At 60.7% G+C, this 24,491-nt stretch carries 15 protein-coding genes; 5 read left to right on the top strand and 10 right to left on the bottom strand.

Annotated features, from left to right (window positions below; translation table 11 throughout):
• Positions 1-56: 56 nt before the first annotated feature.
• Positions 57-974, bottom strand: coding sequence for a LysR substrate-binding domain-containing protein (locus AC5FXY_RS01305; protein WP_493554824.1), 918 nt, complete (start codon positions 972-974; stop codon positions 57-59).
• Between the two features lie 257 nt (positions 975-1,231).
• Between AC5FXY_RS01305 and AC5FXY_RS01310 the strand changes: the two genes are divergently transcribed.
• A complete protein-coding gene (locus tag AC5FXY_RS01310) occupies positions 1,232-3,286 on the top strand; it encodes an alpha/beta hydrolase family protein (protein WP_493554825.1) in 2,055 nt (684 codons plus the stop codon).
• Between the two features lie 111 nt (positions 3,287-3,397).
• On the opposite strand, the gene AC5FXY_RS01315 is transcribed toward AC5FXY_RS01310, so the two are convergent.
• The gene (locus AC5FXY_RS01315; protein ID WP_493554826.1) at positions 3,398-4,552 is read right to left on the bottom strand and encodes a VWA domain-containing protein; all 1,155 of its coding nucleotides are present in this window, start codon (positions 4,550-4,552) and stop codon (positions 3,398-3,400) included.
• Positions 4,553-4,784: 232 nt separating this feature from the next.
• Positions 4,785-6,932 (bottom strand): FUSC family membrane protein, encoded by a 2,148-nt coding sequence (locus AC5FXY_RS01320; protein WP_493554827.1) that lies wholly within the window; start codon positions 6,930-6,932, stop codon positions 4,785-4,787.
• A 148-nt stretch (positions 6,933-7,080) separates the two neighbouring features.
• Between AC5FXY_RS01320 and AC5FXY_RS01325 the strand changes: the two genes are divergently transcribed.
• From AC5FXY_RS01325 to AC5FXY_RS01335, 3 genes are all read left to right on the top strand, one after another.
• Entirely contained in the window at positions 7,081-7,992 is a 912-nt protein-coding gene (locus tag AC5FXY_RS01325; protein ID WP_493554828.1) for an AraC family transcriptional regulator, read from the top strand.
• A gap of 30 nt (positions 7,993-8,022) precedes the next feature.
• Positions 8,023-8,418 carry a DUF983 domain-containing protein gene (locus AC5FXY_RS01330; RefSeq protein WP_493554829.1) on the top strand — a complete coding sequence of 132 codons (396 nt, stop codon included), beginning with the start codon at positions 8,023-8,025 and terminating at the stop codon, positions 8,416-8,418.
• 380 nt (positions 8,419-8,798) lie between these two features.
• Positions 8,799-9,380 carry a DUF3575 domain-containing protein gene (locus tag AC5FXY_RS01335; RefSeq protein ID WP_493554830.1) on the top strand — a complete coding sequence of 194 codons (582 nt, stop codon included), beginning with the start codon at positions 8,799-8,801 and terminating at the stop codon, positions 9,378-9,380.
• A 74-nt stretch (positions 9,381-9,454) separates the two neighbouring features.
• Here AC5FXY_RS01335 and AC5FXY_RS01340 read toward each other — a convergent pair whose 3' ends face one another.
• The 6 genes from AC5FXY_RS01340 to AC5FXY_RS01365 form a co-directional block, all read right to left on the bottom strand.
• Positions 9,455-9,823, bottom strand: coding sequence for an STAS domain-containing protein (locus AC5FXY_RS01340; protein WP_493554831.1), 369 nt, complete (start codon positions 9,821-9,823; stop codon positions 9,455-9,457).
• A 442-nt stretch (positions 9,824-10,265) separates the two neighbouring features.
• Positions 10,266-12,119, bottom strand: coding sequence for a MutS-related protein (locus AC5FXY_RS01345; protein WP_493554832.1), 1,854 nt, complete (start codon positions 12,117-12,119; stop codon positions 10,266-10,268).
• A 15-nt stretch (positions 12,120-12,134) separates the two neighbouring features.
• A complete protein-coding gene (locus AC5FXY_RS01350; protein ID WP_493554833.1) occupies positions 12,135-13,337 on the bottom strand; it encodes a hypothetical protein in 1,203 nt (400 codons plus the stop codon).
• Between the two features lie 362 nt (positions 13,338-13,699).
• Positions 13,700-15,241 carry an FAD-dependent oxidoreductase gene (locus tag AC5FXY_RS01355; protein ID WP_493554834.1) on the bottom strand — a complete coding sequence of 514 codons (1,542 nt, stop codon included), beginning with the start codon at positions 15,239-15,241 and terminating at the stop codon, positions 13,700-13,702.
• A gap of 67 nt (positions 15,242-15,308) precedes the next feature.
• Complete coding sequence (locus AC5FXY_RS01360) at positions 15,309-19,211, bottom strand: PAS domain S-box protein (RefSeq protein WP_493554835.1); 3,903 nt, start codon at positions 19,209-19,211, stop codon at positions 15,309-15,311.
• Positions 19,212-19,283: 72 nt separating this feature from the next.
• Entirely contained in the window at positions 19,284-22,376 is a 3,093-nt protein-coding gene (locus tag AC5FXY_RS01365; protein ID WP_493554836.1) for a chemotaxis protein CheB, read from the bottom strand.
• A gap of 238 nt (positions 22,377-22,614) precedes the next feature.
• On the opposite strand from AC5FXY_RS01365, the gene AC5FXY_RS01370 reads away from it, so the two are divergent.
• A complete protein-coding gene (locus AC5FXY_RS01370) occupies positions 22,615-23,631 on the top strand; it encodes a chemotaxis protein CheB (protein WP_493554837.1) in 1,017 nt (338 codons plus the stop codon).
• Positions 23,632-23,719: 88 nt separating this feature from the next.
• On the opposite strand, the gene AC5FXY_RS01375 is transcribed toward AC5FXY_RS01370, so the two are convergent.
• Positions 23,720-24,367, bottom strand: a complete 648-nt coding sequence (locus tag AC5FXY_RS01375; protein WP_493554838.1) for a response regulator — start codon at positions 24,365-24,367, stop codon at positions 23,720-23,722.
• Positions 24,368-24,491: the final 124 nt, after the last annotated feature.

The raw sequence follows: 24,491 nt of genomic DNA on the forward strand, positions 1-24,491 counted from the left end.
TTAACAAAAGTACGCCCTCCCCTACCTGCAGGGTTATCAAAAATATTTATAGGCAATTACTTATGGTTATGCGCACCTGACTTAAACTGCTGGTGCGCATAAGTCAAAAACTGCTGGGCTGCTCTGATCAGTGGCTGCCCCTGAATGGAAACGGCCTCAAACTGCCGCTCAAGTCGGAAGTCTTCCACCGGCACTACTTCTAGCTGACCAGCAACCAGTTCCTTTTGCAAACCGCGAATAGACACAAAGCCAATGCAATCAGGTGCCGCTTCCAGGTAAGACTTAATACCCTCCGTATTGTCGAGGTAAATAGCCACTTGGCACTGCGAGAGTTTGATGTCATGGGCGCGCAGGGCAAACTCCAGCACTTCCAATGTGCCTGAGCCCCGTTCGCGCAACACCAGCGGGTGCCGCAGCACTTCAGCCAACGCCATGGGTGCGCCGGACGGCCCAGCAACAGCTGCCCGGCGCACGGCTACCAACTCATCATCAAGCAGTAGCTCGTAGTGCAGGTCGCGGTTTTTGACCTGGCCTTCCACAAATCCAAGGTCGATTTGGCCGCCTAGTAAGGCTTCCACGATTTGCTCGGAATTACCGTTGAGCACCGTAAGCTCTACCCGCGGATAACGAGCCTGAAACCCAGGCAAAATACCGGGAATGACGTACTGGGCCAGCGTAGAGCTGGCACCAAGCCGCAGCCGCCCGGCCGTGGTATCATGCAGGGTGTGGAGCTGTTCCGCCAGCTGGTGGTGCAGTTCGTACACCTGATCGGCGTAGCGGAGCAACAGCTGACCAGCTTCGGTGAGGCTGACGCGGTTGCCGCGGCGCTCAAACAAGCGCTGCTCGTAGCTGCGCTCCAGTTCCCGGATGTGCTTGGTGACGGCCGGCTGCGTGATACACAACTCCTGCGCCGCTTTGGTAAAGCTGAGGTGGTGGCCGACGGCCTGGAAGACGCGGAGGCGGAAATCGGTCATGTACGCAAGGTAATAACATGCCTGATGCAGTGCACAGCGGCGCGAAACGGCCCTGCTACCCGACCCTGAATTCAGGTCCTGACGGCCACCCTTTGCTGGGGCAGCGGCTGCCGCTTAACCATGCCGCCTTTTGTTACAAGCGCCTGATGATATATTACAATCATATCCAACGCTGCAAAGTTACCCATTGTGACGGGCCTAGGGGTGGCAATGACGCGCTTCGGTTACTTACCTTGCCAATCCCATTGCCATCTACTATGAAAAAACCGCTGCTGCTGGCCTTGCTGGCTGGTGCATCCCTTTCCGCTGCGGCGCAGTCTACCTACACGCCTGAGTTGCTATGGAAACTTGGCCGCTTGGGCGAAATGCAGGTTTCGCCCGACCGCAAGACCGTGGCCTTCACCGTTACGCGCTACGACCTGCAGGCCAACCGTGGCAACGCCGATATCTACACCGTACCCGTGGCCGGCGGTACCGTGAAGCAGCTTACCGCGACGCCCAACAGCGAAAACACCCTAAACTGGCGCCCCGACGGTAAGCTTACCTTCCTTTCCGACGAAAGCGGCATTCCGCAGCTGTACGCGGTAAATGCCGATGGCTCGGGCAAACAGCTGCTGAGTGAGTTTCAGGAGGAAAGCTTGTCGAACCTGAAATATGCGCCCAAGGGCAACTTCATCCTGTACACCCAGGATGTAAAGGTGCGCAAGAGCCTGCAGGACCTGTACCCCGACCTGCCGAAGGCCGATGCCAAGCTCTACGACGACCTGTTTTATCGCCACTGGACCTCGTGGGAGGACGATAAGGCCTCGCACGTGTTTTTCCAGCCCGTGGGTGCTGATGGCAAACCCACAGGCTACGGCAAGGACGTACTGGCCGGCGAAGCCTTCGATGCGCCCGTACGGCCCTTGGCAGGCTCCGAACAGCTGGCGTTTTCGCCCGATGGCTACCTGCTGGCCTACACCTCGCGCAAGCTGTCGGGCAAGGCCGAAGCCTTAAGTACGAACTCCGACATCTACCTCTACTCCGTCCGCGACAACACTACCAAGAACCTCTCGGAAGGCATGCCGGGCTACGATATCGAGCCGGTGTTTTCGCCTGATGGCGGCCGGGTGGCGTGGCTAAGTATGGCAACGCCGGGCTTCGAGGCCGACCGCAACGCCATTATCGTACACGACTTCAAAACTGGTAAGCACGAGGACATCACCAAGGGCTCGGAGCTAAGCGCCGGCAACGTGCGCTGGTCGGCCGATGGCAAAACCATCTACTTCAACGCTGTGGTGGAAGGCACCGATCAGCTGTTCTCGGTGCCGAGCAAAGGCGGCAGGATTCAGCAGCTGACCAAGGGCCTGCAGAACTACAATGCCTTCGAGCTGGCTGGTCCCGATGTGGCTATTTGCAGCCGCACCACCATGCAGAGCCCAGCCGAGGTAGTGCGCGTGAACTTGAAAAACGGTAAGGAAACACCGCTCACGCAGCTAAACCTGGATCAGCTGGCCGGGGTGAAGCTGGGCAAAGTTGAAAACCGCCGCGTGCAGACCACCGACGGCAAGCAGATGCAGGTGTACGTCATCTACCCGCCCAATTTCGATCCGAGCAAAAAGTACCCTACCCTGCTCTACTGCCAGGGCGGCCCGCAGAGCCCCATCACGCAGAGCTTCAGCTACCGCTGGAATTTCGCGCTGATGGCTGCCCAGGGTTACATTGTGGTGGCACCGAACCGCCGTGGCTTGCCCGGCTTCGGGCGCGAGTGGAACGACCAGATCAGCGGCGACTGGGGCGGCCAGCCCATTCGTGATTACCTCTCGGCCATCGACAAGATTTCGGAAGAGCCCTACGTAGATAAAGAGCGGCGCGGCTGCGTGGGCGCTTCGTACGGGGGCTTCTCGGTATACTACCTAGCCGGTCACCACCAAGGCCGCTTCAAGACGTTCATCGCCCACGCCGGCCTCTACGACCTGTCCAGCTGGTACCCCATGACCGAGGAGCTGTTCTTCGCTCACCACGATATGAAGGGCGCGCCGTGGGACTCTCCGGCCCCCAAAAGCTACCAGGAGTTCGACCCGCAGAAATTTGTGGGCAAGTGGGATACGCCCATTCTGGTTATTCACGGTGGTAAAGACTTCCGCGTACCCGAAAACCAGGGCATGCAGGCCTTTGGAGCGGCTCAGCTGCGAGGCATTCCCAGCCGCTTCCTGTATTTCCCCACCGAAGGCCACTGGATCGGTAAGCCCCAGAACTCCGTGCTTTGGAACCGCGTGTTCTTCGACTGGCTCGGGCGTACGCTCAAGCCGGAGGGGCAGGCAGTGAAGTAGCCTCTTTGCGGATCTAAAACACCAAGGCCGGCCCCAACAACGAAGTCGGGGCCGGCCTTGGTGTTTTAGATCCGCTTATGGAGCAGTGTTCAGCCAATCCAACGTGTCGGCTTACTGCTGGCTGTACTGCGTTATCAGCCGTACCAACAGGTTATTCAGGAATTCTACCTGGTACTGGCCCACGGAGGCTTCCAGGTGCGTATCGCCGATGCCGCTGTGATTGGTGATGAATACATAAGTGCCCGCCGTACCAATGGCCATACTGCGCATCAGGAATTCGGTACTGCGGCTGATGCCACTGGCCGTTACAGGAATGATGCGAATACCGCGCTGAGCAGCTTGTCGGGTAAGCTGTTGTATCCGGGCTTTGTCATGATCGTGCGGCGGCGCATCCAGCACGAGGAACAGCAGTCTACACCGGGCGCTGGCACTCCACTGCTGCTGCAGGGCCTCATGCAGGGCTTCCTCTACAGCTTCGGGAAAGTCGCCTCCACCGTCTGCTCGCTGGCGCTCCACGAAGCTCAGCAGCTGGTTAACGTTGTTGGTGAAAGGCTGCGTACGCGTCAGGTATTCATCGCCGTGGTCACGGTAGAACACGCTGGCCATGCGCAGATCAGCCGACGGCAGTTGAGCATCGGCCCGGTTTATTACGTCGCGCAGCTCTGCTTTGAGGTAATTAATTTCATCGCCCATCGAGCCGGTAGCATCCACCACAAACATGATATCTACCGGGTTGGTAACTGTGCGGAGTACGGGCAGCACCCGTGTAGCCTGATGCTCCAAGCTTGCTACCGGATCGGGCGAATACACCTGCCCCTGATAGCTCACACGCAGGTCAAGCCTGGCCGAATGCTGATTGGAGGAAAATAGAGCCGGAAACAATTCGGCACGCCCAAGGCGGTCGGTAACAGCAGCGGTAACACCGGTAGTAGCCGGCGCTGTACCGCCCACGCTCACTACTGCATCGGCCAGCGGCTGTCCGCCCTGATCCGTAATGGTAATGGTGTAGCGGCTGCCGGTATAATACTGCCAATGCGTCTCGTGGCCAGCCCACTCCTGCTTTTCCCTCAGGGTTTGCCAGAAGCCCCAGTTGTTTAAGTCACTCCACTCACCGGCGGTGAGCACGCCAGCTTGCGGATTAGTGCCGCCAGGAGCCGGTGCGCTACTGAATGAATCGGGGGCGCTGCTATCGTCCATGTGACTACAGCTTTGGAGCGAGGCGGCAGCCATAGCCAGTACCACCGAGGTGCGTAATAGTCTTTTCATAAGTGGCGTATTGATTCCTGTACCCATTGACGATTCCATTCATCAGCATCGGGTTGCAAGCTGCTGGCACCAGCGCAGCAAATAATGCGCGTAAGCCTGCCTGCCAGATTGTGGAGACGCCCGGAAAGTGCGCCACCTACAGTCAACTTAAACTAGGGTCAACTTCACTTAGCCCAAGGAAAGGCCCGGGTACTCTTGATAACAGTCATTACCGCTCCGGTACCTAACTAGGCTACGCCGTCACTACTTCCGTCACCTTTCGAATATCACTGCTCACTTTCTGCACAAATTCCAACTGCTCCAGTAGTAGCCGCTCCTCTCCGGCAGGAATTGGCGGGCGCGGCGTAGAGTCTGCTTCCGGTGAAGGCAGCGGAGCCAGTTCCGGCACTTCTTCCGAGCTGAGCTTTTTCAACGCTTCCGTCAGCAGGGCCAAAGACTGACGCACGGGTCGTAATATGTCGGCCGGCGGCGCAGGCAACTGGCCAGCGCGAGCAGCAGCGGCAATGGTGGCGATGTTGGAGGCCAGCAGGTAGTTCAGCACCACAAACTGGTGCACTTCAGCCTCGTGTCGCTGCTTGCTTTTGGGCTCCGACAGCATTCGTTGAAAGGCTGCCGAGAGATTGGCGGAGCTGACGAACACTTCCTTGCGGGCCAGTTTATACTCGGTGGCATCGGCAGGGCGCTCTACCAAGTAGCTGGCCATGGTGCGCAGGTAGGCCTGGTTGGCACGCAGCACGTCGCGCATGTACGTAGTCAGCTGCTCCGATTCCCAACGCGGTAGCAGCAAGTAGCCAATCGTAAGCGCAATGGCGCAGCCAATGAGCGTATCGACCATGCGTTCTTCGGCCACACTCACGTAACCAATGCCGAGAAAGTGGAATAGAATCAGCAAAAAGGGCGTCAGGAACAGCACGTTTACCACGTAGCTAATGCGGGTGAAACTGAAGGCCAGCACCATAAACACCAGCATCAGGGCAAACTGAGCGGTGGCGTTGGGAATAAAATACAGTACCGCTACGCCGATGATGGCGCCGACCAGTGTGCCCGTTATGCGCTGGATGTTGCGTTCCTTGGTAAGGCTGAAGCCCGGCTTGAGCATGTACATGGCCGTCATCACTATCCAGTAGCCGTGGTGGCCGAAGGTGAACAGCCGCGCCACCAGCAGGCCTACCAGCGCCGCCACGCTCACGCGCAATGCGTGTCGAAACGTCACCGAGTTGAAAGTCAGGTTGTCGCGCAGCACGGAGGGGCTCACCGATTGCTCCGATACGAAGCGCCGGTAGTCGGACTCGTGCTTGCCGGGCGCGGGCGCCCGAAACTCGGGGTCGGTGTAGCGGCTCATGTCGGCGAGACGCTGGTGCAGGTGGCGCAGACTCACCAATAGCTTGCGCAACACCAGATTGCTGCCCGGCTCACTTTCCCCAATACGGTCGATGCGAGCTTTAAGCATTTCCAGCTCAGGCACCAGGTCGAAGCGAGTGGGGTGCGGCCGGTTGGCCTGCACAGCCAGCCCGATATGGTCTAGCTCGGTAGACATGCGCCGGATCAGGCGGGCAATGTCGGCCAGCACTCCGGTGTGGTTGAAGCGCTGACGCAGGGCGGCGTAGTCGTAGTAAGCAGCCATGATCTGCTCGAACAAATCCACTGCATCGACAAACGTCAGCACCAGTCGGCGGCCGGTGCCGGTGCTTTCACGCACGATTATGCGGGTTTTAAAGAGCAGCTCGCGGGCGGCCACCTGCTTCTCGCTCACGGCCACTTGCTGGGCCACCAGCTGCCGGTAATCCTTGTCGAGGCTAGTCTCGGGGTCGTAGAACTCGGCTTTGAGGCGGAAATATTCCGCAATGGCGTGGATGCACTCACCCAAGGCGCGCTGGGCCGGGCGGTAAGGACGAATGCGCGAAAAGCCCAAACAAATGAGCGTGTACCATACCCCACCGGCCAACAGCAGCGCGGCGTACTGCCACAGCTCAGTCCAGTTTTGGTCACGGTCCATGGTCAGGATCATGATCAGCAGCGCCGCCGAGCCAATAGCCCCGGCCCGGGCACCGTACACCGACAGCATGGTAAGCAGAAAGCACAGCCCAAACACCGCCGCGCCCAGCACATAGTCATTAAGCCGGGCCACTCCCGTGAGTAGGGCCACTACCACGATCAGCAGATTACACAGCAGCAGCCCGTTGCGCTTGTGCGTGACGGGCCCCGGAATGTCGGTAAGGCTGGCGGCCACGGCGCCCAGCGAGACGGTGAAGCCCACGTCAGAATGGCCCAACTGGTACAGCGTCAGGCCCGGAATCAGGACGCCCAGCGTGACGCGCAAGCCATCGGCAAAGTCCTGACCAAAGAAAAAGTATTGAAGCGTGCGTTGGTGTCGGCGCATAACATGAGGGGCGGCATCCCCAGCTGGCACGGCTGGCCAGCCCTGTGATAAAGGTCCCGCAAGACCAACGTAGCCATACGGCCGCACAAAATCCCGGTTGAGCTGTTGCCGATACGTTATTTTGTATTGTGCTGCCGCTTTTCTGCCCATGAAACACGCCCCCGTTCCGGTGCTTTGCATCGAGGAATTTCCCGATACGGCTCCGCAAACGCCGTTTCGACTGCAACGGCTGGAGACGCTGCGCGCCAGCTTCAGCCGCGTCAATGCACCGCACGCCCACGACTTTTATGTGTTGCTGTATTTCACGCAGGGCAGCGGCACTCATGCTATTGACTTTATCACGTACGACGTGCGGCCCGGGGCTCTGTTTTTCCTTACCCCAGGTCAAGTGCATAGTTGGTCGCTGACCGATGACACCCAGGGCATCGATATATTCTTCACGCCGGAATTCTACCTGCTGCGCTACCCGGCCGAGCGGCTGTACACCTATCCTTTCTTCAGCCCATTTCGCCAACCGGTGCTTTACTTGCCGCCCGGCGAGGCACTGATCGGCCCGCTGCTAAGCCGTATGGAAACGGAGTACGCCACGGCGCCGGCCAACCACTTGGAAGTGTTGCGGTCTTATTTGCACCTGGTGTTGGAGCTGGCGGCCCGCGCGCACCACCCCGAGCCAGGCCCGGCGCAGCAAACCGGCCTGCACCAGCTGCGAGCTTTTGAACAGCTGCTCAACGAGCATTTTCGCACGCACAAATCGGTTCGTAATTATGCGGAGCGGCTGCACCTCACCCCCAACCACCTCAACGCCTTGTGCCGGCGCTACCTGAGCAAAACGGCCAGCGACCTGATTCATGAGCGCGTGGTAGTAGAGGCTAAGCGCCGACTGCATCACTCGCCCGAAACCGTGGCCGAGGTAGCCTACGCCCTCGGCTTTACTGACGCATCGTACTTTTCACGCTACTTCCGTAAGTACGCCGGGCTCACCCCGAAGCGTTTCGCGGCCGGCGTTGATTTGTCCGGTAAGTACCCGCAAATGGTCCTGTTGCCCCGTATAAGCCAATAGTACCTTTGCCACTGTTTAGTTGCTTTGCTTATGGCTACTTCCCCTGCATCGTCCTCCCTTTCTTTGCTTCAGCTGCGCTGCCCGCGCTGCCACGAGGGGGCGCTATTCAAATACTCCGCACTCAACATTGCCCACTTCGACGATATGCACGACCATTGTCCGGCGTGCGGTCAAGCCTACGAGCCGGAACCAGGCTTTTACTGGGGGGCTATGTACGTTAGCTACGGCTTCTCCGTCGCTATTGTGCTGGTGACGGGTTTATTAGTGTATTTGATCGACCGTGACGCCTCCGTATGGGCATATATCGGCGCATCCACCTCGGCCATGCTTTTGCTTACGCCGCTGTCGTTTCGTTACTCGCGCGCCATCATGCTGTACCTGTTTGGTGGGGTACGCTACCAGCCGGGGTCAGCCAAACAAACTTGATAAGGTTCCTCTCTTCCAAGCATATTTTCAGAAGCCATAGCTGTGCTTTATGCAGTTATGGCTTCTCTTTTTTAGGCCGGCCAGCATACTGTGGTCGAAATTCATCGGATACTTTCTCACCACATAATCATGTGATTGAGAAATACATCCAACACAAATCGATTTTGCGTTATTCCTGGTCAGCTACGCATTAAATCCAATTAATATGGACATCAAATATAATTTTTATAAGCGTCATATTTTCAAAATGGTCTGGCATATATTCAAACCTAGTTTATTTTGTTTCTATACTATTTTCAAAAGGGAAAATCTTTCAATAACGTTGCTGCCGCAAAAAGGTTTTAAAGACTTTTTCCCTTCCCCTCCTTCTTATCTTTTTTATGAAAAAGGCCCTACTCAGCCTTGCTGTGCTGGCTGGCAGCGCTACCATGGCTTCTGCACAAAGCAGCAACGCTGTGAAAGTGAACGTATTTAGCCCCCTCTTCAAAACCGGCTCGTTCTTCTTCGAGCGTAAGGTGAGCGACAATAACTCGGCCCAGCTAGGTTTTTCGTTTACAAGCTGGCAGCCCGGCGACACCAAAATCTCCGGTTTTAGCCTTACCCCCGAATACCGCTTTTATCTTTCTGGCGAGTCGATGAATGGCTTCTATGTAGGCCCATACCTGCGCTACCAGGGTTTCAAGCTGGAGACCGAATACGACAGCTACACCTTCGATAACAACGGCAACATGATTACCACGCGCCGCTCCGACGAAGGCACCCTGAACACTCTCGGTGCTGGTGTGCTGGTAGGTCGTCAGTGGATGTTCAAGGACCGCTTTACGCTGGACATGTTCATCGGTCCGAACTACAGCGGCGGTTCAGTAAAAGCCAAGAGCGGTAGCGAAGACAACTTCGAAGTAAACGGTAGCCTGAAAGGCTTCGGCATCCGTACCGGCCTCACGCTGGGCTTGGCTTTCTAAGCTACTGCCAGCTAATTAAACTATAAAAGCCCCGCCAACCGGCGGGGCTTTTTTGTGTCTGGGGGTTACGATTTCTAGGCTGATTTGCGCCGGCTCCGCAGTTCCTGATGGCAGTATCGCTCGGCATCGAGCAGGGTAGGCACGATTGGGATTGGCAATGCGCTTATGGCCTCCAACTCCACGCGCACGGGGTCGGCAAGGTGGCAGAGCACGAGGCTCATCCCGTGCTTGGACAGCTTGCGGTAATAAAAGGCCAGCAGGTCGGCAGCATCAGGCGGCAAGTGGTGCAGGTGGCTGCAGTCGACCCATACGCTGGACTTGCCGCTGCGGCTGGCCCGGCGCAACGCCCGATCCAAGGCGTCCTCATCCTCTCCGGCCGAGGGAATGTTATCGGCTAGGATAAGCAGGTAGCTTTCAGGTAGTATTTCGCGATAGACCTCCATGGGTGAAAGGAAGAGTAACAGGTGTGCAGGGGCAGTAATCGGGAGCGGAACGGTGGAACTAAGGCGAGGAAGAGCGGAATACTCTAGGCCAATGCAAACAAAAAATATGCTCTTACTGGCCGGGAAAGCATATTTGGGAATGAGTGCTAAAGAAAGTGAGACAAAGCAATGTTAAGGCAATATTATCCTAGTAGTTCTTTGTCCAATACTGTAAATATAAGATGATGGTTTAAGTTATCGATGCTTCTATGCTTGATTGACAGATAATTAAGTATTTGACGCTATAAACATTATATAGTACGTAGAAAGTGTCCTGTCCGGGCATCTTTGCACCGGTATCAAGGCCCATTATTCATCAAATCAGCAATGCAAGAGGCATGCTGATGGACACAAGCAAGGGGCAGGCGCTGCACCTGCTGAGCTACACATGCGCCGCTACTGCTTACGAATTTCGCACGCCAGTTGGGCCAGTAGCCACTCCGATGCCCATCAGTTCCATGAGCTTGCTGGCATTAAACTCGCGGCAAAGCCCCAGGGTGAGGCGGTAGTCAAAGCGTATCTCGTCGCCGATGATGTCGCTGTTGAAACTGAAATTGCTCACGAAGCCGGGCAGCTCTTCCGCCAGGTCGCCTAGCTCCAGGTCGTGGGTGCTGACGAGGCCGCTGGCCGGGCGGTGGTGCAGCTGCCGGATGAGGCCGCGGGCGCCGTCGTGCCGGTCGCGGGAGTTGGTGCCTTTCAGAATTTCATCGAGCAGGAAAAAGGTAGGCCGTCCTGCCTCGGTGAGGTCGAGGAGCTGGCGCAGACGCTTAAGCTCGGCGTAGAAGGACGAGGTGCTTTCGGCCAGATTATCCTGGGTGCGCATGGCGGTGAAAAGCTGCGCCGGGCCGCAGCGCAACGCCTGAGCGCAGACGGGCCCACCTGCCAGGGCAAGCACCATATTCACCCCAATAGTGCGCAGAAACGTGGTCTTGCCGGACATGTTGGAACCCGTGACCAAGGCCGTGCGGCCCGCGCCGACGCTTGCAAAATCATTGGCCACGCGGCCGCGGCTGAAAATCAGCGGGTGCGCCAGGGCAATGGCTTCGAAAGTAAGTGGAGCTTCCACCAGCTCGGGTATGGCCCAGTCGGGATTGGCGTATTGAGTGGCGGCCAAGCTGGTGAGGGCTTCCACTTCGGCCACCACATCCAGCCACGGCTCCAGGGCGCCGCCCAACTGGTGCTTCCAGGCTTCGAGCCGCCACATCCAGAAGAAGTCCCACATCAGCAGATTGTTGGCGAAGAAGCCGGCCAGGGTGCTCCAGCGCAGGGAAAAGTTCTGGGCAATGCGCGCCAGCCGCGCCACGTAGCCCGAAGCCGGCGTGCCGCGCTCCAGCAATTGTGCCCGTAGGCTGGCTAGGTAAGGTGTGGCGCATTGGCGGGCTTCGAGGTGCAGCAGTTGGTCGCGGTAGGCGCGCAGCACGTCGTACATGTCCATGCTGCGCTCAAACACGGCGTCGCGCTCCTGCCGGAAGCGGTAGTTCAGGCCGTACATCAGCAGGATGGGCACCCCAGCCAGCCAGCCCGACCAGCCCGTGAGCCACAGCGCCGAGCCAATGAGAGCCAGAGGCGGCAGCACCAGCAAGCAGGCCAGCAGCCAGCCGCGGCCGGTATAAAAGTCGGGCTGGTGCAGCCACTGCAGAAAAGGCCGCGGGTCGTCGGACTGCTTGGGGAAGTGCCGGGCGCGTGCCTGCCAGTCCTGTCGCCAGGCCACGTCGGGTGTAAGCTCGGCCACGGCCTGCTGCCGCTGCCACAATGCTGCCAATTCGCCCGGGCCCTGCAGCCAGCTGGCCAGCTTATCCTGCCCCAGCCGCGAAGTGGTACGGCTGACGAGCTGAAACAAGGAATGCGGGCCGAACACGTCGAGGTCGGCGGTGTAGGGATGGGCAGGATCAGCGTAGCGCTGACCGGCGTCGAAAGCGGAAAGCTTCCCGGCGAGGCGGTCTAGCTCTTCCTGGTTGATGAGGCGCAGCAGCTGGCGCTGGCGCAACTGGTAACCGATGCGGCTATGCCAGCGCATCACCAGCAGAAATACGATGTAGGAAACGACGAGCCACAGAACGGCCGGCAGATTACGGTCTTGCTCAAACAGCCACCACGCGCCCCCGGCCCCGGCCAGAAACACGCCAATGCGCAGCCAGCCGATGGCGCTGTGGCGGCTGGCGTAATGCCGCTCCTGGGCGGCGTAGGTTGATAGATTATCAGTGAATACCTCGACGGGTGCAATATGCAGCGGGCGGATAGCGGCGGAAACGGGCATGCTGCAAAGAAACCACTACCGGCGCGAAGCTGCAGCGGGCAGGCGCTGCAAAGGGCTGTCGGGCCGGAGGTAGGGCCTCAGCTCGGCAAAGGTGAATTCGGCGAAGAACTGGTGGTTGTAGCTCTTCCAGACGATATGGGACAGACCCTCGTATTCCACATTGTGGTACAGGCGCACCGTATTGCCGTTAATAAGCATGGAGGTGGGCGAAAACTCCTGCGACTTCAGGCCCTCCAGGTCCTGTGCGTACTCCGAATTGGAGGCCAGTTCGGGCCACTCAGTCTTGATGTACTCCTGAATCTGGCGCTGCAGCCGGCGGTTGCCTTCGGCCATGAATGCCTGGCGGCGCGCCGGAGCCAGCTCGTTCCAGATATTGAGCTCGAAGCCGGTAGCGAGGTCGATAGTCACATCCTCATACGCGGCGTTGACATTGGCCCCGATGGACTCGGAGCTGAAGGTCAGGCTAAGGAGGCAGTTTTGCTGGTAGCCGACTTCGTAGCCAAGGACGTGATACCCTTGTGGGTAATCAGAACCCAGGTTGCCGTGCTCTTTTAGCTCCGTCAGGCCCATTTCAGCAACATTTTCGATGGCAAAGCGCTGCTGCAGCCGCCGGGTCACGCCCGCGTCGGCTACGCGCACTACGGGTACCGAGTACTCGTCGTAGTACGTGCGGTCTTTCAGCTGCAGCTGACAATTGCGGGGCTGGCTGCCATCGTGGCGGCGCAGGCTCACGGCAAGCGGGGCGCGACCGGAGGCGTCCTGCCAAGTGCCGGTGAGGGAGCCATCGGCGGTCGAGGACAGCAAAAACTTACCGGTGAGAGGCGGCTTGGCCGAGCCGGTTTCGCGCAGGCTTAACGGCCCATTGCTGGCGCGGCGGCCGTGCAGCGAAATCAGCTTGCCCTGGGAGGTGTAGTAATACTGTCCTTGCCAGGTGGTATCGGAGGCTGACCACAACTCCAGCCGCACAGGGTACTTACCCTTCAGAGTGCCCTCGTACACGCCGTCCGGCTCCGCTTGGGGAGCTGGCGCGGGTGGGGTTGTGCTCGGGGCGGCAGCTTGGGCAGCTTCGGTTTCCTTGGTGCCGGCAGGCCCGCCGCAGCTGCTGAGCAGTGCTCCGGCTATCAGGTTGGCACACAGCAGCTGCTTCACTCCCACCCTGGCGGCTTGTTGGCGAGTAGTTAAAGAATCAGCAGAACGAATGAAGGCGGCTGGCAGCACGGCGGCATGGCTAAATGACCGCTCAAATTACAGTGCCGCACCTAAACAGCAACGGCCCCGAAGCCAGTTGCTCCGGGGCCATTGTCTTAGCCGCCTCTGCTTGCTGAGCACGCGTGCTTAAGTTCTACTATAAAGAGCTTCCAGCCCCTCATGTCGAGCATGTTGCGCCTGGAGCAAGGGCCGAGACATCGCGCGTGCTGACGTCCCCAACAATTGTCATGTCGAGCTTGCCGAGACATCTCGCGTGTTTAGCGGGATAGTAACTTTTAGATTAGAACATTACTCTCAGGAATCAGCACGCGAGATGTCTCGACAAGCTCGACATGACGGCCTGGATTGAATTGGTCTTACTATCACCTTCGCTACTCGACCTTACCCAGATTGGTAGCTGCCGGCCCGTTCAGCAACTCGCCGTACGGATCGAAGCGGGAACCGTGGCAGGGACAGTCCCAGCTTTTCTCCGTGTTGTTCCAATGCACCACGCAGTGCAGGTGCGGACAAATGGCGTTACACTCGTGGGTCCGGCCTTTCTCGTCGCGGTACACCGCCACTTTCAGCGGACCGCGGCCGATTACGGCTCCGGTACCGGGCTGGATTTCGGCTTCTTTCGACACGTCGCCGCCCGTGAGCAGGTCGGTGTACTCAGTCGCTACGTTCAGGTTTTCCTTTACATACTCCTTCAGCGTATCCAGCTTCACCGTTACGCGGCCGGGGTCGTAGAGCTTGGCCCAGGGGTTTTCGCGCCCCTGAATCAGGTCTGTCACGATCATGGCCCCCAGCGTGCTGTGCGTCATGCCGTGGCCCGAGTCGCCGGTGATGATGAACACGTTGTCGGAGTCGAGCGGATTGCGGCCGGCGTAGCCCAGCGCATCCACGGGCTCCATTACCTGGCCCGACCAGCGGTACTCCACCTGCTGGGCTGAAGGGTAGTTTTTCCGCGTCCACTCTTCCAGGCAGCGGAAAGGCTCCTCGTAGTCGTCGTTCTGGCCGGTTTTGTGGTCTTCGCCGCCCACGATGAGCAGGTCGTAATCGGCCCCGTCTACCTCTTGCAGACGGATGTAGTGGTAAGGATCAGCAGTGTCCCAGTACAAGGCTTTGGTGACCGAGCCCTTGGGCACGCGGGCCGTCACTACGTAGGTACGGTACGGGTGCTGCTTGGTGTGCATCACCACCCGGTCGTTGAAGGGCGTGTTGGTAGCCACTACCACGTGCTTGGTCGTTACTTCTATACCATCGGCTGTCACCACGCGGGCGTCGTCACCGCCGTGCACTTCCAGCACGCGGGTACGGGTAAAGATGCGGCTGCCGCGCTGGGTAATGGCTTTGGCCAGCCCGTTTACATACTCCAGAATGTGAAACTGCCCCTGGTTGGGGAAGCGCAGGCACTCGCCGGTTTTGAAGCCCGTTACGCGGGCATCTTTCAGGCGCTTCACGCCCGTAAGCCCGGCACGGTGGGCAGCTTCCAGCTCGTCGTCCAGCTCCTTCACGGTGCCTTCGGCGTGCAGAAACAGGTAGCCATCCAGGCGGCTGAACTGGCAGTCGATTTTCTCTTCCCGCACAATGCTCTCGATGCGGTCGATGGCGCCGCCGTGGCTTTCGGCCGCGAGGCGGGCGCCGTCTTTCCCAAACAGGCTTTCCAGGTGATAATACCGGTCGTCGAGCGCGTTGGAAAGGTGCGCGGTGGTACGGCCGGTTTCGCCGGAGGCAATTTCGCCGTCGTCGAGCACCACCACGGTCTTGCCTTCGCGCGAGAGCAGATAAGCCGTGGTGAGGCCGGCCAGGCCGGCGCCTACCACCACCACATCGGCGGTGGTGTTTTTCTTCAGCGGTTCAAACGACGGCCGCGGGGCCGTGGCCAGCCACGAGGTGGTGTTGGCTCCGGAAGTCTGTTCGGGTTTCAGCATTGGGCAGCGTGATTAGCAGTGATATCTGCTTTGTGCTTACGCCCTTGCTGGCGTCGGGGTTAGGCCCTCAGGCTCCGGGCTTGGGCGAAGTCGTTTTGGACTCGGGGGTGATGGGCAAGACCAGGCTGATGTTGGTCCCCAGCCCCGGCTGCGAGCGGATGTTAAGCTTGCCGCCCAGCAGGCTCACCCGGTTGCGAATGCCCGTCAATCCGATGCCGCTGCGGCGCGCGGCCACTTCCGCCATGTCGAAGCCCACCCCGTCGTCTTCCACGCTCACGTGCGCCATCCGGCCCTGCCGCTCCACGTACACGAACGCCTCGCGGGCCTGGGCGTGCTTGATGATGTTGTTGAGCAGCTCCTGCACGACGCGGTAAATGGCTATTTCGAGCAGGCGCGGCAAGGGCTTGCTCATCTCCCCCACTTCCAGGTGCACGTGCAGGCTACGGGGGGGAATACGCTTGCAAATCTCTTCCAGCGCCGTTTCCAGCCCGAAGTCTTCCAGCACGTTGGGCGTCAGCTCAAAGGAGATGCTGCGCGTGCTCTTGATGGCCTCGTTCAGCAGCCCCAGGGCCGCCTGCCGCTCCGCATCGGTCACGGGCTTGCGGTCCAGGTGCAGCTTGGTGGCGTAGAGCAGCTGCCCCACGCCGTTGTGCAGGGCTTCGGCAATGCGCTTTCGCTCGTCTTCCTGCGTGTGCATAATGGCGCTGAGCACCTCCTTTTCGCGCTGCAGGCGCAGCTGGGTGGCTTCCTCCATCAGGCGGTTGCGCTCGGTCACGTCGCGGATGATGCCCAGGATGTTGATGACGCTGCCGGCCGCGTCGCGCAGGGGCACAAACACGGCATCGAACTGGCCTTCGCGGCGGGTAAAAGCCACATTGTACTGCCGCACCGATTCGCCGGCCAGCACCTGCTCGGCTATCTGGCGGTAGGGCAGCTTATCGAAGGCCGGAATGGCGCCGAAGAACTTCTTGCCCAGCACATCTTCGCTGGCCACCTGCGTCAGCTCCGCGGCCTTGTGGTTCCACTCGGTCACGTACAGGCTGCGGTCGAACACCATCACGGCGTCGCCGCTGTGGTCGAGTACCGTCTGCACGAAGTCGCGCTCGGCCTGCAGCTGCACGTTGGCGCGCTGCGTATCGGTCACGTCGATGCCGATGATGACGCCGAACTTCTGCTCCTCATCGAAGAAGCCGTAGTTCTGAAAATATACCTGCTCCGCCCCTTCGCGGCGGGGCGCTATGCCCAAAAAGTTTATTTCTTCGCCGGCCACCAGCTTGCGCAGCTCGTCGGTCAGCATGGGATAAGTCTCGAACGCGTTGCGCCCGACTATCTGGTTATCCTCCACGCCGAGGCGGCGCAGCCCCGCCCCCACCACCTCCAGCAGGTCGCCGTTGGGCGCTACGCGGGTAAGCACCACGGGCATATTCTGCACGATGCGCTCCAGCAGGCGGTTCTTGAAGCCCAGCTGCTCCTGCGCCACGCGGCGCTCGGTGATGTCGCGCACCATACCCGTAAGCCGCTCGGGCCGGCCTTCGGGGGAGTAGCTCACGTGGGCCAGCGACACCAAGTGGCGCACCGAGCCATCGGGCCACACCACGCGGTGCTCCAGCCGGAATGGCTGGTGCTTGGCTATGGCTTCGTCCAGGGCCTGCTGCATGCGGGCCACATCGGCGCGGTGTACGGCGCGGCGCACCACGTCAAACGAGGTGGGCTGGCCCTCAAACGGGCGCCCGAAAATGCGCTGGGCGCGCTCGTCCCAGTACAGCTCATCGGTATCGAGCGTCCACTCCCACACGCCGCTGCGGCCGGCCCGAATGGCCAGCTGCAGGCGCTCCTCGCTTTCGCGCAGCCGCTCTTCCTGCTGGTAGCGCTCGGTCACGTCGCGCAGCAGCCCGATCAGGCGCATCCGCTGCCCCCGCTCGTCCAGCTGCACGTTGCCGCTGATTTCAAGGTGGCGCAAGGAGCCATCGGGCCAGTACACGCGGTGCTCCTCCCGGAAAGGTACCTGCGTTTCGATGGCGCGCTGCTGGGCAGCGTCCAGCCGCGCCAGGTCGTGAGGATGCACACACGGGCTCAGCTCTTCCCAGGTGGTAAGGCCGGCTTCGGCGGGGCGGCCGTACAGGCGGCTGGCTTGCTCGTCCATGTGCAGCACCCCGGTGGACAGCTCCACGTGGCAGAGGCCGGCCTGCGAGGCGGTAAGGGCCAACTGAAGACGTTCCTGGCTTTCGCGCAGGCGCAGCTCGCCGAGGTAGCGGTCGGTGATGTCGCGGATGACGCCGCTCATGCGCTCGGGCACGCCATCGGAGCTGCGCAGCACTTCCCCTAGGGCCAACACGTAACGCACGGCGCCGCTGGGGTGTACCACGCGCGCTTGGGCATTCAGCTGGCCGCTGAGGGCGGCGGTCTGCAGGGTCTCGGTGACCATGGCTACGTCGTCGGGGTGCACGGTGGTCAGCAGCTCGGCCAGGCTCAGGTCGGCACCTTCGGCGGGCAGCCCAAACACCTCGCGGCTGCGCTCATCCAGGAAAAACAGCTGCGTGCTGAAATCCCAGATGCCGATGCCCATGCGGGCGGCGCGCACGGCCGTTCGCAGGCGCATTTCGCTTTCGCGCAGGCGCTGCTCGTTGCGGCGGCGCTCGGTCACATCACGCCACACGATGTGGATCAGCGGCTCTTCGCCCCCCATGAGTACCGGGGTAAGTACGCCCTCCACCCAGATTTCCTCGCCCGAAAGCCTTGTCATCTGCGCTTCGCAGCGCAGCGAGCCTTCCTGCAAAGCCCGTTGCACGTTGCCGGCAAACCACTCGGCCGTGCGGCAGCCATCGGGCTGGAACTCGGGGGTAAAAACGGCGGCCGGCTGCCCCACGATCTGGTCGCGGTGGGTGGCCCCGATGATGGATAGCGCGGCCGCGTTGCAGTCGATGTAGCGGCTGCCTTGCAGCAGCAGCAGGCCGTCGGAGCTACGCTCGAAGAGCGTGCGGAAGCGGGCCTCGCTGGCGGCCAGGGCTTGCTCGGCGCGTTTGCGGTCGGTGATGTCGCGCCACACCACGTGGGTAAAGGTTTCGCCCTCCACGTCGATGCTGGTGAGCGATTCTTCCAGCCAGAGCTCCTCGCCGGTGAAGCGCTTCCGCAGCCATTCGCCGCGGTACGAGCCCTGCAGCCGCAGCAGCACTTGTGTCTCGTGCTGCACCTCGGCGGAGCGGCGGCCGTTGGGCTGGTACTCGGGCGCGAGCAGCAAAACGGGCTGGCCGATGATCTGGCTTTTTTCGGTGCCGCAAAGCAGCAGCACGGCAGCCGCGTTGCAGTCCACGTAGGTGCCGTCTTTTACCAGGCACACCGCATCCTGCGACTTCTCAAACAGGGTACGAAAGCGGGCTTCGCTGGCGGCCAGGCGCTGCACGGCCTTGTGGCGCTCGGTATCGTCCAGCAGGGCCAGGCGGCACACCATCTGCTGCCCCGGTGCCACTTGGCGCCGCCCTTCCAGGCGGGCGCGAAAGGAGGTTCCGTCGGGCCGGTTCAGCTTTACCTCGGCGTGCTGTGAGCCTTCGGAGGCCAGCACCCGCTGCAGAAAATTATAGAAAAGAGGCTGGTCGTCGGAGCTGATGAACTGCGGAAAGCGCCGGCCCACCAGGTTGGCGCGCTGCTGCTGCAGCAGCAAGCCGGCGCGCAGGTTTATCTGCAGCACTTCGCCGTGGGCGCTAAGGGTGCAGTAGCCTACCGGCGCAAAGTCGTACAGATCGGTGTACTCTTGGCGCAGGCGCTCGGATTCGGCCTGGGCCAGCAGCAGCTCCTCGTACTGCATTTCCAGCTCGATCTGGTGCGTCTGCAGCTCCTGCACCAGCCGTTTCACCTCGCCGGAGGACTCGTCGTGGACTACTGCCGATACCAGGCTGCGGTGCTTTTCGGCCCGGGCACGCAGCTCCTGCTGGCGCTGGTGCATCGCGGCCAGCTGATCTTGATTGTGCTCCATTGCTTACGCGTAGTAATCGGAGAAATCATGGACTGAGTGCGGCCTCGTGCCATGGCTGTATAAGGTAAGAAATTAAGCCTGGGCGGGGGTGTGGCCCGCGGCCGGGTGCAGTTCGCTGATGCCCAGCAGCAGCTGACCGGTGTCGGTGCCGTCGCTGGTGATGCGACGGCCGTAGAGCAGCATGCTCAGGCGGCCCACGCCGGGAAAGTGGCTGTCGAGCGGCAGCTCGTCAAAGCTCTCGCCCGTGGCGAGCAGGTGCGCCAGGGCCTGCTGCAGCTGGGGCAGGCGCCAGGCACCGCTCAGCAGCTCGGTGAGCAGCTGGCCCCGGCAGCGGGCGGCCTCCACGTGGAAGACCTCGGCAAAGCGGTGACTTACCATGTGCACCCGCAGTTCGGCATCGAGCACCAGCAGCGGGTCGCGCAGCGTTTCCACGATGCTGTTGGCGAAGGCGGCGCTGGCCTCCATTCGCTCCTCCAGCTGCTTCACGGGGGTGATGTCGGTGAAGGTGATGACGGCCCCGCTGATGTAGTTATCGAGGGTGCGGTACGGGATGATGCGCATGGCAAACCAGGCCCCGTCGTGGGTTTGGATGGTGGTATCGAGCGGGCTGAGGCGGTTGAGCACCTGCTGCACGTCGTGGGCCAGGGTTTCGCGGCGCAGGTTGTAGGCAAAATGCGTGATGGGGCGGCCCACATCGGAGGGCTGCAGCGGCACGATGCGCGCCACGGAGGGCGTAAAGCGCGTCACCACCAAATCATTGTTGAGGAAGATGGTGGCTATTTCCGTGGATTCGAGCAGGTTCTTCATGTCGTTGGCCGCCTGCGAAAGCTCCTCGGTTTTGCTGAGGTACTGCACGTTCAGCGTCATGAGCTCCTCGTTGAGGCTCTGCATCTCCTCCTTGTTGGTCATGGCCTCCTCGTTGGTGCTTTGCAGCTCCTCGTTGGCCGACTGCAGCTCTTCGTTGGTGCTTTTGAGCTCCTCCAGGGAGGATTCCATTTCCTCGATGGTGGTCCAGAGGCGCTGCTTGGTGTATTGCAGCTCCTTTTCGAGGGCGGCCACCACCGCGTCGCGGCTTAGGTCGTCGGCAGCGGCGGTACGGCGGCGTACGCGGCGGGGCGGGGCTGCCTCCTCAAACACCACCAGCAGCAGCCCGGCCAGGGCCTCGGGCTGCTCCAGGTACTTCACGGTGAGGCGCAGCACCTGGTAGCCGGTATCGGTTTTGAGCTTCACGCCTTCCACTACCACATCTTCCCGCTGGGTGCTGGCCCGGTGCACGGCCCCGCTGATTTCGTAGCTGAGGTCTTCGCGGGCCATCTCGAACACGTTCATGGCGCCCAGGCCGGGGGCGGGCTCCAGGTACTTGCCGGTGCGGCCGTTTACGAACAGGATTTCGCCTTTGGTATTGACCACCACGGCCGGCGGCGCAAACGTGCGGAGCAGCGCTTTTTGTACGAGCGTGGCAAAAGGACCTTCCTTTCGGATAGGAGCATTCATGGTAGCGGGGGTAACAGACGCAGAGGCCTGGCGGGTCAGCGTAAACGGGAAATTCACGATGCGGGCCAGCGAATACGGCACATCGATGCGGCGCGAGATTTTCCACTTCACCTCCAGGGGCGCAAACAGGTCCTGGAAACCCGTGAGGTTTTCCGACGGCCCCAAGAACAGCAGCCCCTGGGGATTGAGGGCGTAGTGGAATACCGGAAGCAGGTTTTTCTGCAGATCGGCCGAGAGGTAAATCAGCAGGTTGCGGCAGCAGAGCAGGTCCAGCTTGATGAAGGGCGCGTCCTTGTTCAGATCGTGCACGGCAAAGATCAGCGTGTCGCGCACCTCCTTGCGGATCTGGTAGCTGCTGTCGATTTTGTTAAAGAAGCGGGCCAGCCGCTCCTCGCTCACGTCGGCCAGGATGTTTTCGGGGTAGATGCCCAGGCGGGCGTACTCCACGGCTTCGGGGTTGATGTCGGTGGCAAATATCTGCAGCTTCAGGTACTTCTCGGGCAGCTCGTCCAGGCATTCCTGCAGCAGCATGGCCAGCGAGTAGGCCTCCTCGCCGGTGGAGCAGCCCGGCGCCCACAGGCGTACGTGGCTATCGGGGGCTTTCTGGCGCAGCAGGGCCATGAGGTGGCGGCGCAGGGCCTGAAAAGCCTCCTGGTCGCGGAAGAACTTGGTGACGCCGATGAGCAGTTCCTTGAACAGCAGGTCTACCTCGTGGGGAGTATCCTGCAGGTAGCGCACGTAGTGCGTAAACTCCCGGATCTGGTGGGCATTCATGCGCCGCTCGATGCGGCGGAAGATGGTGTTGCGCTTGTACTGCGAAAAATCGTGGCCGGTGCGGGCCCGAATCAGCACGAAGATTTTCTGCAGGGCGTGGCCGGGCTGCGTGGCCGTGGGCACGGGCTCGTCGTGGCGCGGGCGTTGCTTCACGGGCTGGCGCAGGTACTGCACCAGCTGCCCGGCCAGCTGGGCGGGCGGCAGCACATAATCCACAAACTCGGTGGCAATGGCCGAGCGCGGCATGGAGTTGTAGGTGGTGCTTTCGGGTGCCTGCACCATCACCACGCCGAAGTTTTCCATCACCATCTTCAGGCCCACGGTACCATCGGAGCCCATGCCGGAGAGAATGATGGCCACGGACCGCTCGCGGGCGTCCTTGGCCAGGCTTTGCAGAAAGTGGTCGATGGGCAGGCGCAGGCCCCGGGGCTGCGTGGGCGTCAGCAACAGTAAGGTGCCGTGCAGCAGGCTCAGGTCGCGGTCGGGCGGAATCACGTACACATGATTGGGCCGGATGCGCATGCCGTCCTCTACCTCTTGCACAGGCATGGAGGTATGGTGCTGCAGAATGCTGGGCAGGTGGCTTTGGGCATCGGGCACCAGGTGCACCACCACCACGTAGGCAGCGCCGGTGGTGGCGGGCAGGTGCTTGAAAAACTCCTCCAGCGCCTCCAGGGAGCCGGCCGAGCCGCCCAGGGCTACCACCGGAAAACGCTCAGCAAGGTTGGCAGACGAACGAATTTCTGTGACCATCGGCGCATCGACCGAATCGAGCATCTCGTCGTTTTCGTCCACCACGGGGGCCGCGGCGTCGGTTACCGGGAAGGCAGAGGAGGCGCCTCCGGCCTGGTAGTTGGTCGCGGGACGCGGGGTATTATCGGAAGAAGGAAGATTCATGGGCGCAGTGACCTAATCCGGCGGCCCTGCAGGCGCCAGCTAATAAAGAAAGAAGAAGCGCGGCGGGGATTCTGCCGGTGGGGGCAGTTGCCAAATGTACCGTTTTTTAGGGCGGCATCGCCTTGTCCTTTTACGGAGCGGTGCGTATACAGAAGTCGTTGCTGCCGCTAAATTTTCCCTTTCCCGCTCTTTCGCTTTGGCCCGGGGTGCTTCGGGCCGCTTTTAAGCTTTTCAGCTCGTGCACGAACAGCCCCGTCTTATTGTCATTGGAACTTCCGCCGGCGGCATGTCGGCGCTCAGCCGCCTGGTATCCCAGCTTCCTGCCGAGCTCGACGCAGCCGTGATGGTGGTACAACACCTGGCCCCTAACTCCATTGGTGAGTTTCTGGTAGAACGCCTTAGCCAAGAAACCGGCCTGGTGTGCCACCTCGGCCAGCACGGCCAGCACATCCATCCCGGCAACCTGTACCTGGCCCCGCCCGACCGCCACATGCTCATCAGAGATGGGCACATCATCATCACCAAAGGCCCGCGCGAAAACCACTACCGCCCGTCGGTGGATGCGCTGTTTCGCTCGGCGGCCGCCGGATACGGCGCCCGCACCATCGGGGTAATTCTCACCGGCATGCTGTACGACGGCACCGCCGGGCTGGAGTTTATCAAGCGCGCCGGCGGCCTCACCGTGGTGCAAGAACCGCGAGAGGCAGAGTTTTCGAGCATGCCCGAAAGCGCCCTCAGCAATGTACAAATCGACCACGTGGTGCCCCTGGACAACATGGGGCCGCTGCTGCAGCAGCTCACCCTTACCCCGCCGCCGCAGCAAATAACCATCCCGCCCGATATTATTCACGAAGCTCAAATAGCCGAACGCGTGGTAGGAACTACGGATGATGTCGATCAACTGGGCCACCAGGTACCCCTGACCTGCCCCGACTGCGGCGGCGGCCTCTGGGAAATGAAGCACGGCGAAGTGCTGCGCTACCGCTGTCATACCGGCCACTCCTTCACGAGCGAGGCCCTGATGCGCGTGACGCAGGAAAGCCTGGAAGAAAGCATGTGGGTGGCCGTGCGCATGCTGGAGGAGCGCAAAAATCTGCTCAGCAGCATGGCCCGCCGCGGCGAAGGCCTGGGCCCGCAGTACCAGGAAGAGCGCATTGACGAGCTCAAAACCCACATCGACCGCCTGCGGCAGTTTCTGCTCAATGGCGGGGCCGGCCGCCCCAGTGGCCGGGGTGATATGCAGGTATCGTCCTGAGCCGCACCTGCCCGCCGGAAAAGCACCACGCCCGCGGTCCTGAGCAGGGCCGCGGGCGTGGTGCGTGCTGTAACTGGACCCGCCACTACTAGGTGAGCAGGCTGTTTTCCATGGCGTACTTGATGAGGGCAGCGGTGTTTTTGGCGCCGGTTTTCTCGATGATGTTTTGGCGGTGCGTTTCGATGGTGCGCTTGCTCGTGAACAGCTTGTCGGCTATTTCGGCGTTGGTCATGCCTTCGGCAATGAGCTTCAGCACCTCGGTTTCGCGGTTGGAGAGGTCGGAGGGCTTTTTGCCGGCCGGCGCCGCTTGCACCGGCCCCGATACCAGCTTGTGCAGGGCGGCCAGGCCGACCTCGGTGCACAGAAACTGCCGGCCGGTAGACACGGTCCGGATGGCGTGCACGATTTCCTCCTTGCCCGCATTCTTGAGTACGTAGCCCATAGCACCGCCTTCCATCACCTGGTATACGTACTTCTCGTGGTCGAGCATCGAGAGGATGAGCACCCGCACCTGCGGAAACCGCTCGCGCAGCAGGGGCAGTGCCTCGAAGCCCGTCAGCACGGGCATGTTTAAGTCCATCAGCACTACATCGGCGGGCATTTCGGGCAGCTGATCAAGCAGCTCTTGCCCGTTGCTGACTTGACCTACCACCTCCAGATCAGGCACATCGGCAAGCAGGGCTTTGATGCCATCACGGATAATGGTGTGGTCGTCGGCAAGGATGAGACGAATCATAATCGGGCAGTAGGTTAACTATGGGAAGGACAGCTAGGACGCAACATTAACGCCATCGGGGCTAAAGTAACCGAGCTGATGTTCAGTTTCAGCACTAGTACGGACCTACGGGCGTCATTACGTA

It is taken from the genome of Hymenobacter sp. FMD4 (assembly GCF_058932745.1).

Bases quoted from the DNA above. Each gene is read 5' to 3' on its own strand.
- AC5FXY_RS01325 (WP_493554828.1), top strand. From the start codon at position 7,081: ATGAAACACGCCCCCGTTCCGGTGCTTTGCATCGAGGAATTTCCCGAT.
- AC5FXY_RS01335 (WP_493554830.1), top strand. From the start codon at position 8,799: ATGAAAAAGGCCCTACTCAGCCTTGCTGTGCTGGCTGGCAGCGCTACC.
- AC5FXY_RS01365 (WP_493554836.1), bottom strand. From the start codon at position 22,376: ATGAATCTTCCTTCTTCCGATAATACCCCGCGTCCCGCGACCAACTAC.
- AC5FXY_RS01320 (WP_493554827.1), bottom strand. From the start codon at position 6,932: ATGCGCCGACACCAACGCACGCTTCAATACTTTTTCTTTGGTCAGGAC.
- AC5FXY_RS01340 (WP_493554831.1), bottom strand. From the start codon at position 9,823: ATGGAGGTCTATCGCGAAATACTACCTGAAAGCTACCTGCTTATCCTA.
- AC5FXY_RS01330 (WP_493554829.1), top strand. From the start codon at position 8,023: ATGGCTACTTCCCCTGCATCGTCCTCCCTTTCTTTGCTTCAGCTGCGC.
- AC5FXY_RS01305 (WP_493554824.1), bottom strand. From the start codon at position 974: ATGACCGATTTCCGCCTCCGCGTCTTCCAGGCCGTCGGCCACCACCTC.
- AC5FXY_RS01355 (WP_493554834.1), bottom strand. From the start codon at position 15,241: ATGCTGAAACCCGAACAGACTTCCGGAGCCAACACCACCTCGTGGCTG.
- AC5FXY_RS01315 (WP_493554826.1), bottom strand. From the start codon at position 4,552: ATGAAAAGACTATTACGCACCTCGGTGGTACTGGCTATGGCTGCCGCC.
- AC5FXY_RS01345 (WP_493554832.1), bottom strand. From the start codon at position 12,119: ATGCCCGTTTCCGCCGCTATCCGCCCGCTGCATATTGCACCCGTCGAG.
- AC5FXY_RS01360 (WP_493554835.1), bottom strand. From the start codon at position 19,211: ATGGAGCACAATCAAGATCAGCTGGCCGCGATGCACCAGCGCCAGCAG.
- AC5FXY_RS01375 (WP_493554838.1), bottom strand. From the start codon at position 24,367: ATGATTCGTCTCATCCTTGCCGACGACCACACCATTATCCGTGATGGC.
- AC5FXY_RS01310 (WP_493554825.1), top strand. From the start codon at position 1,232: ATGAAAAAACCGCTGCTGCTGGCCTTGCTGGCTGGTGCATCCCTTTCC.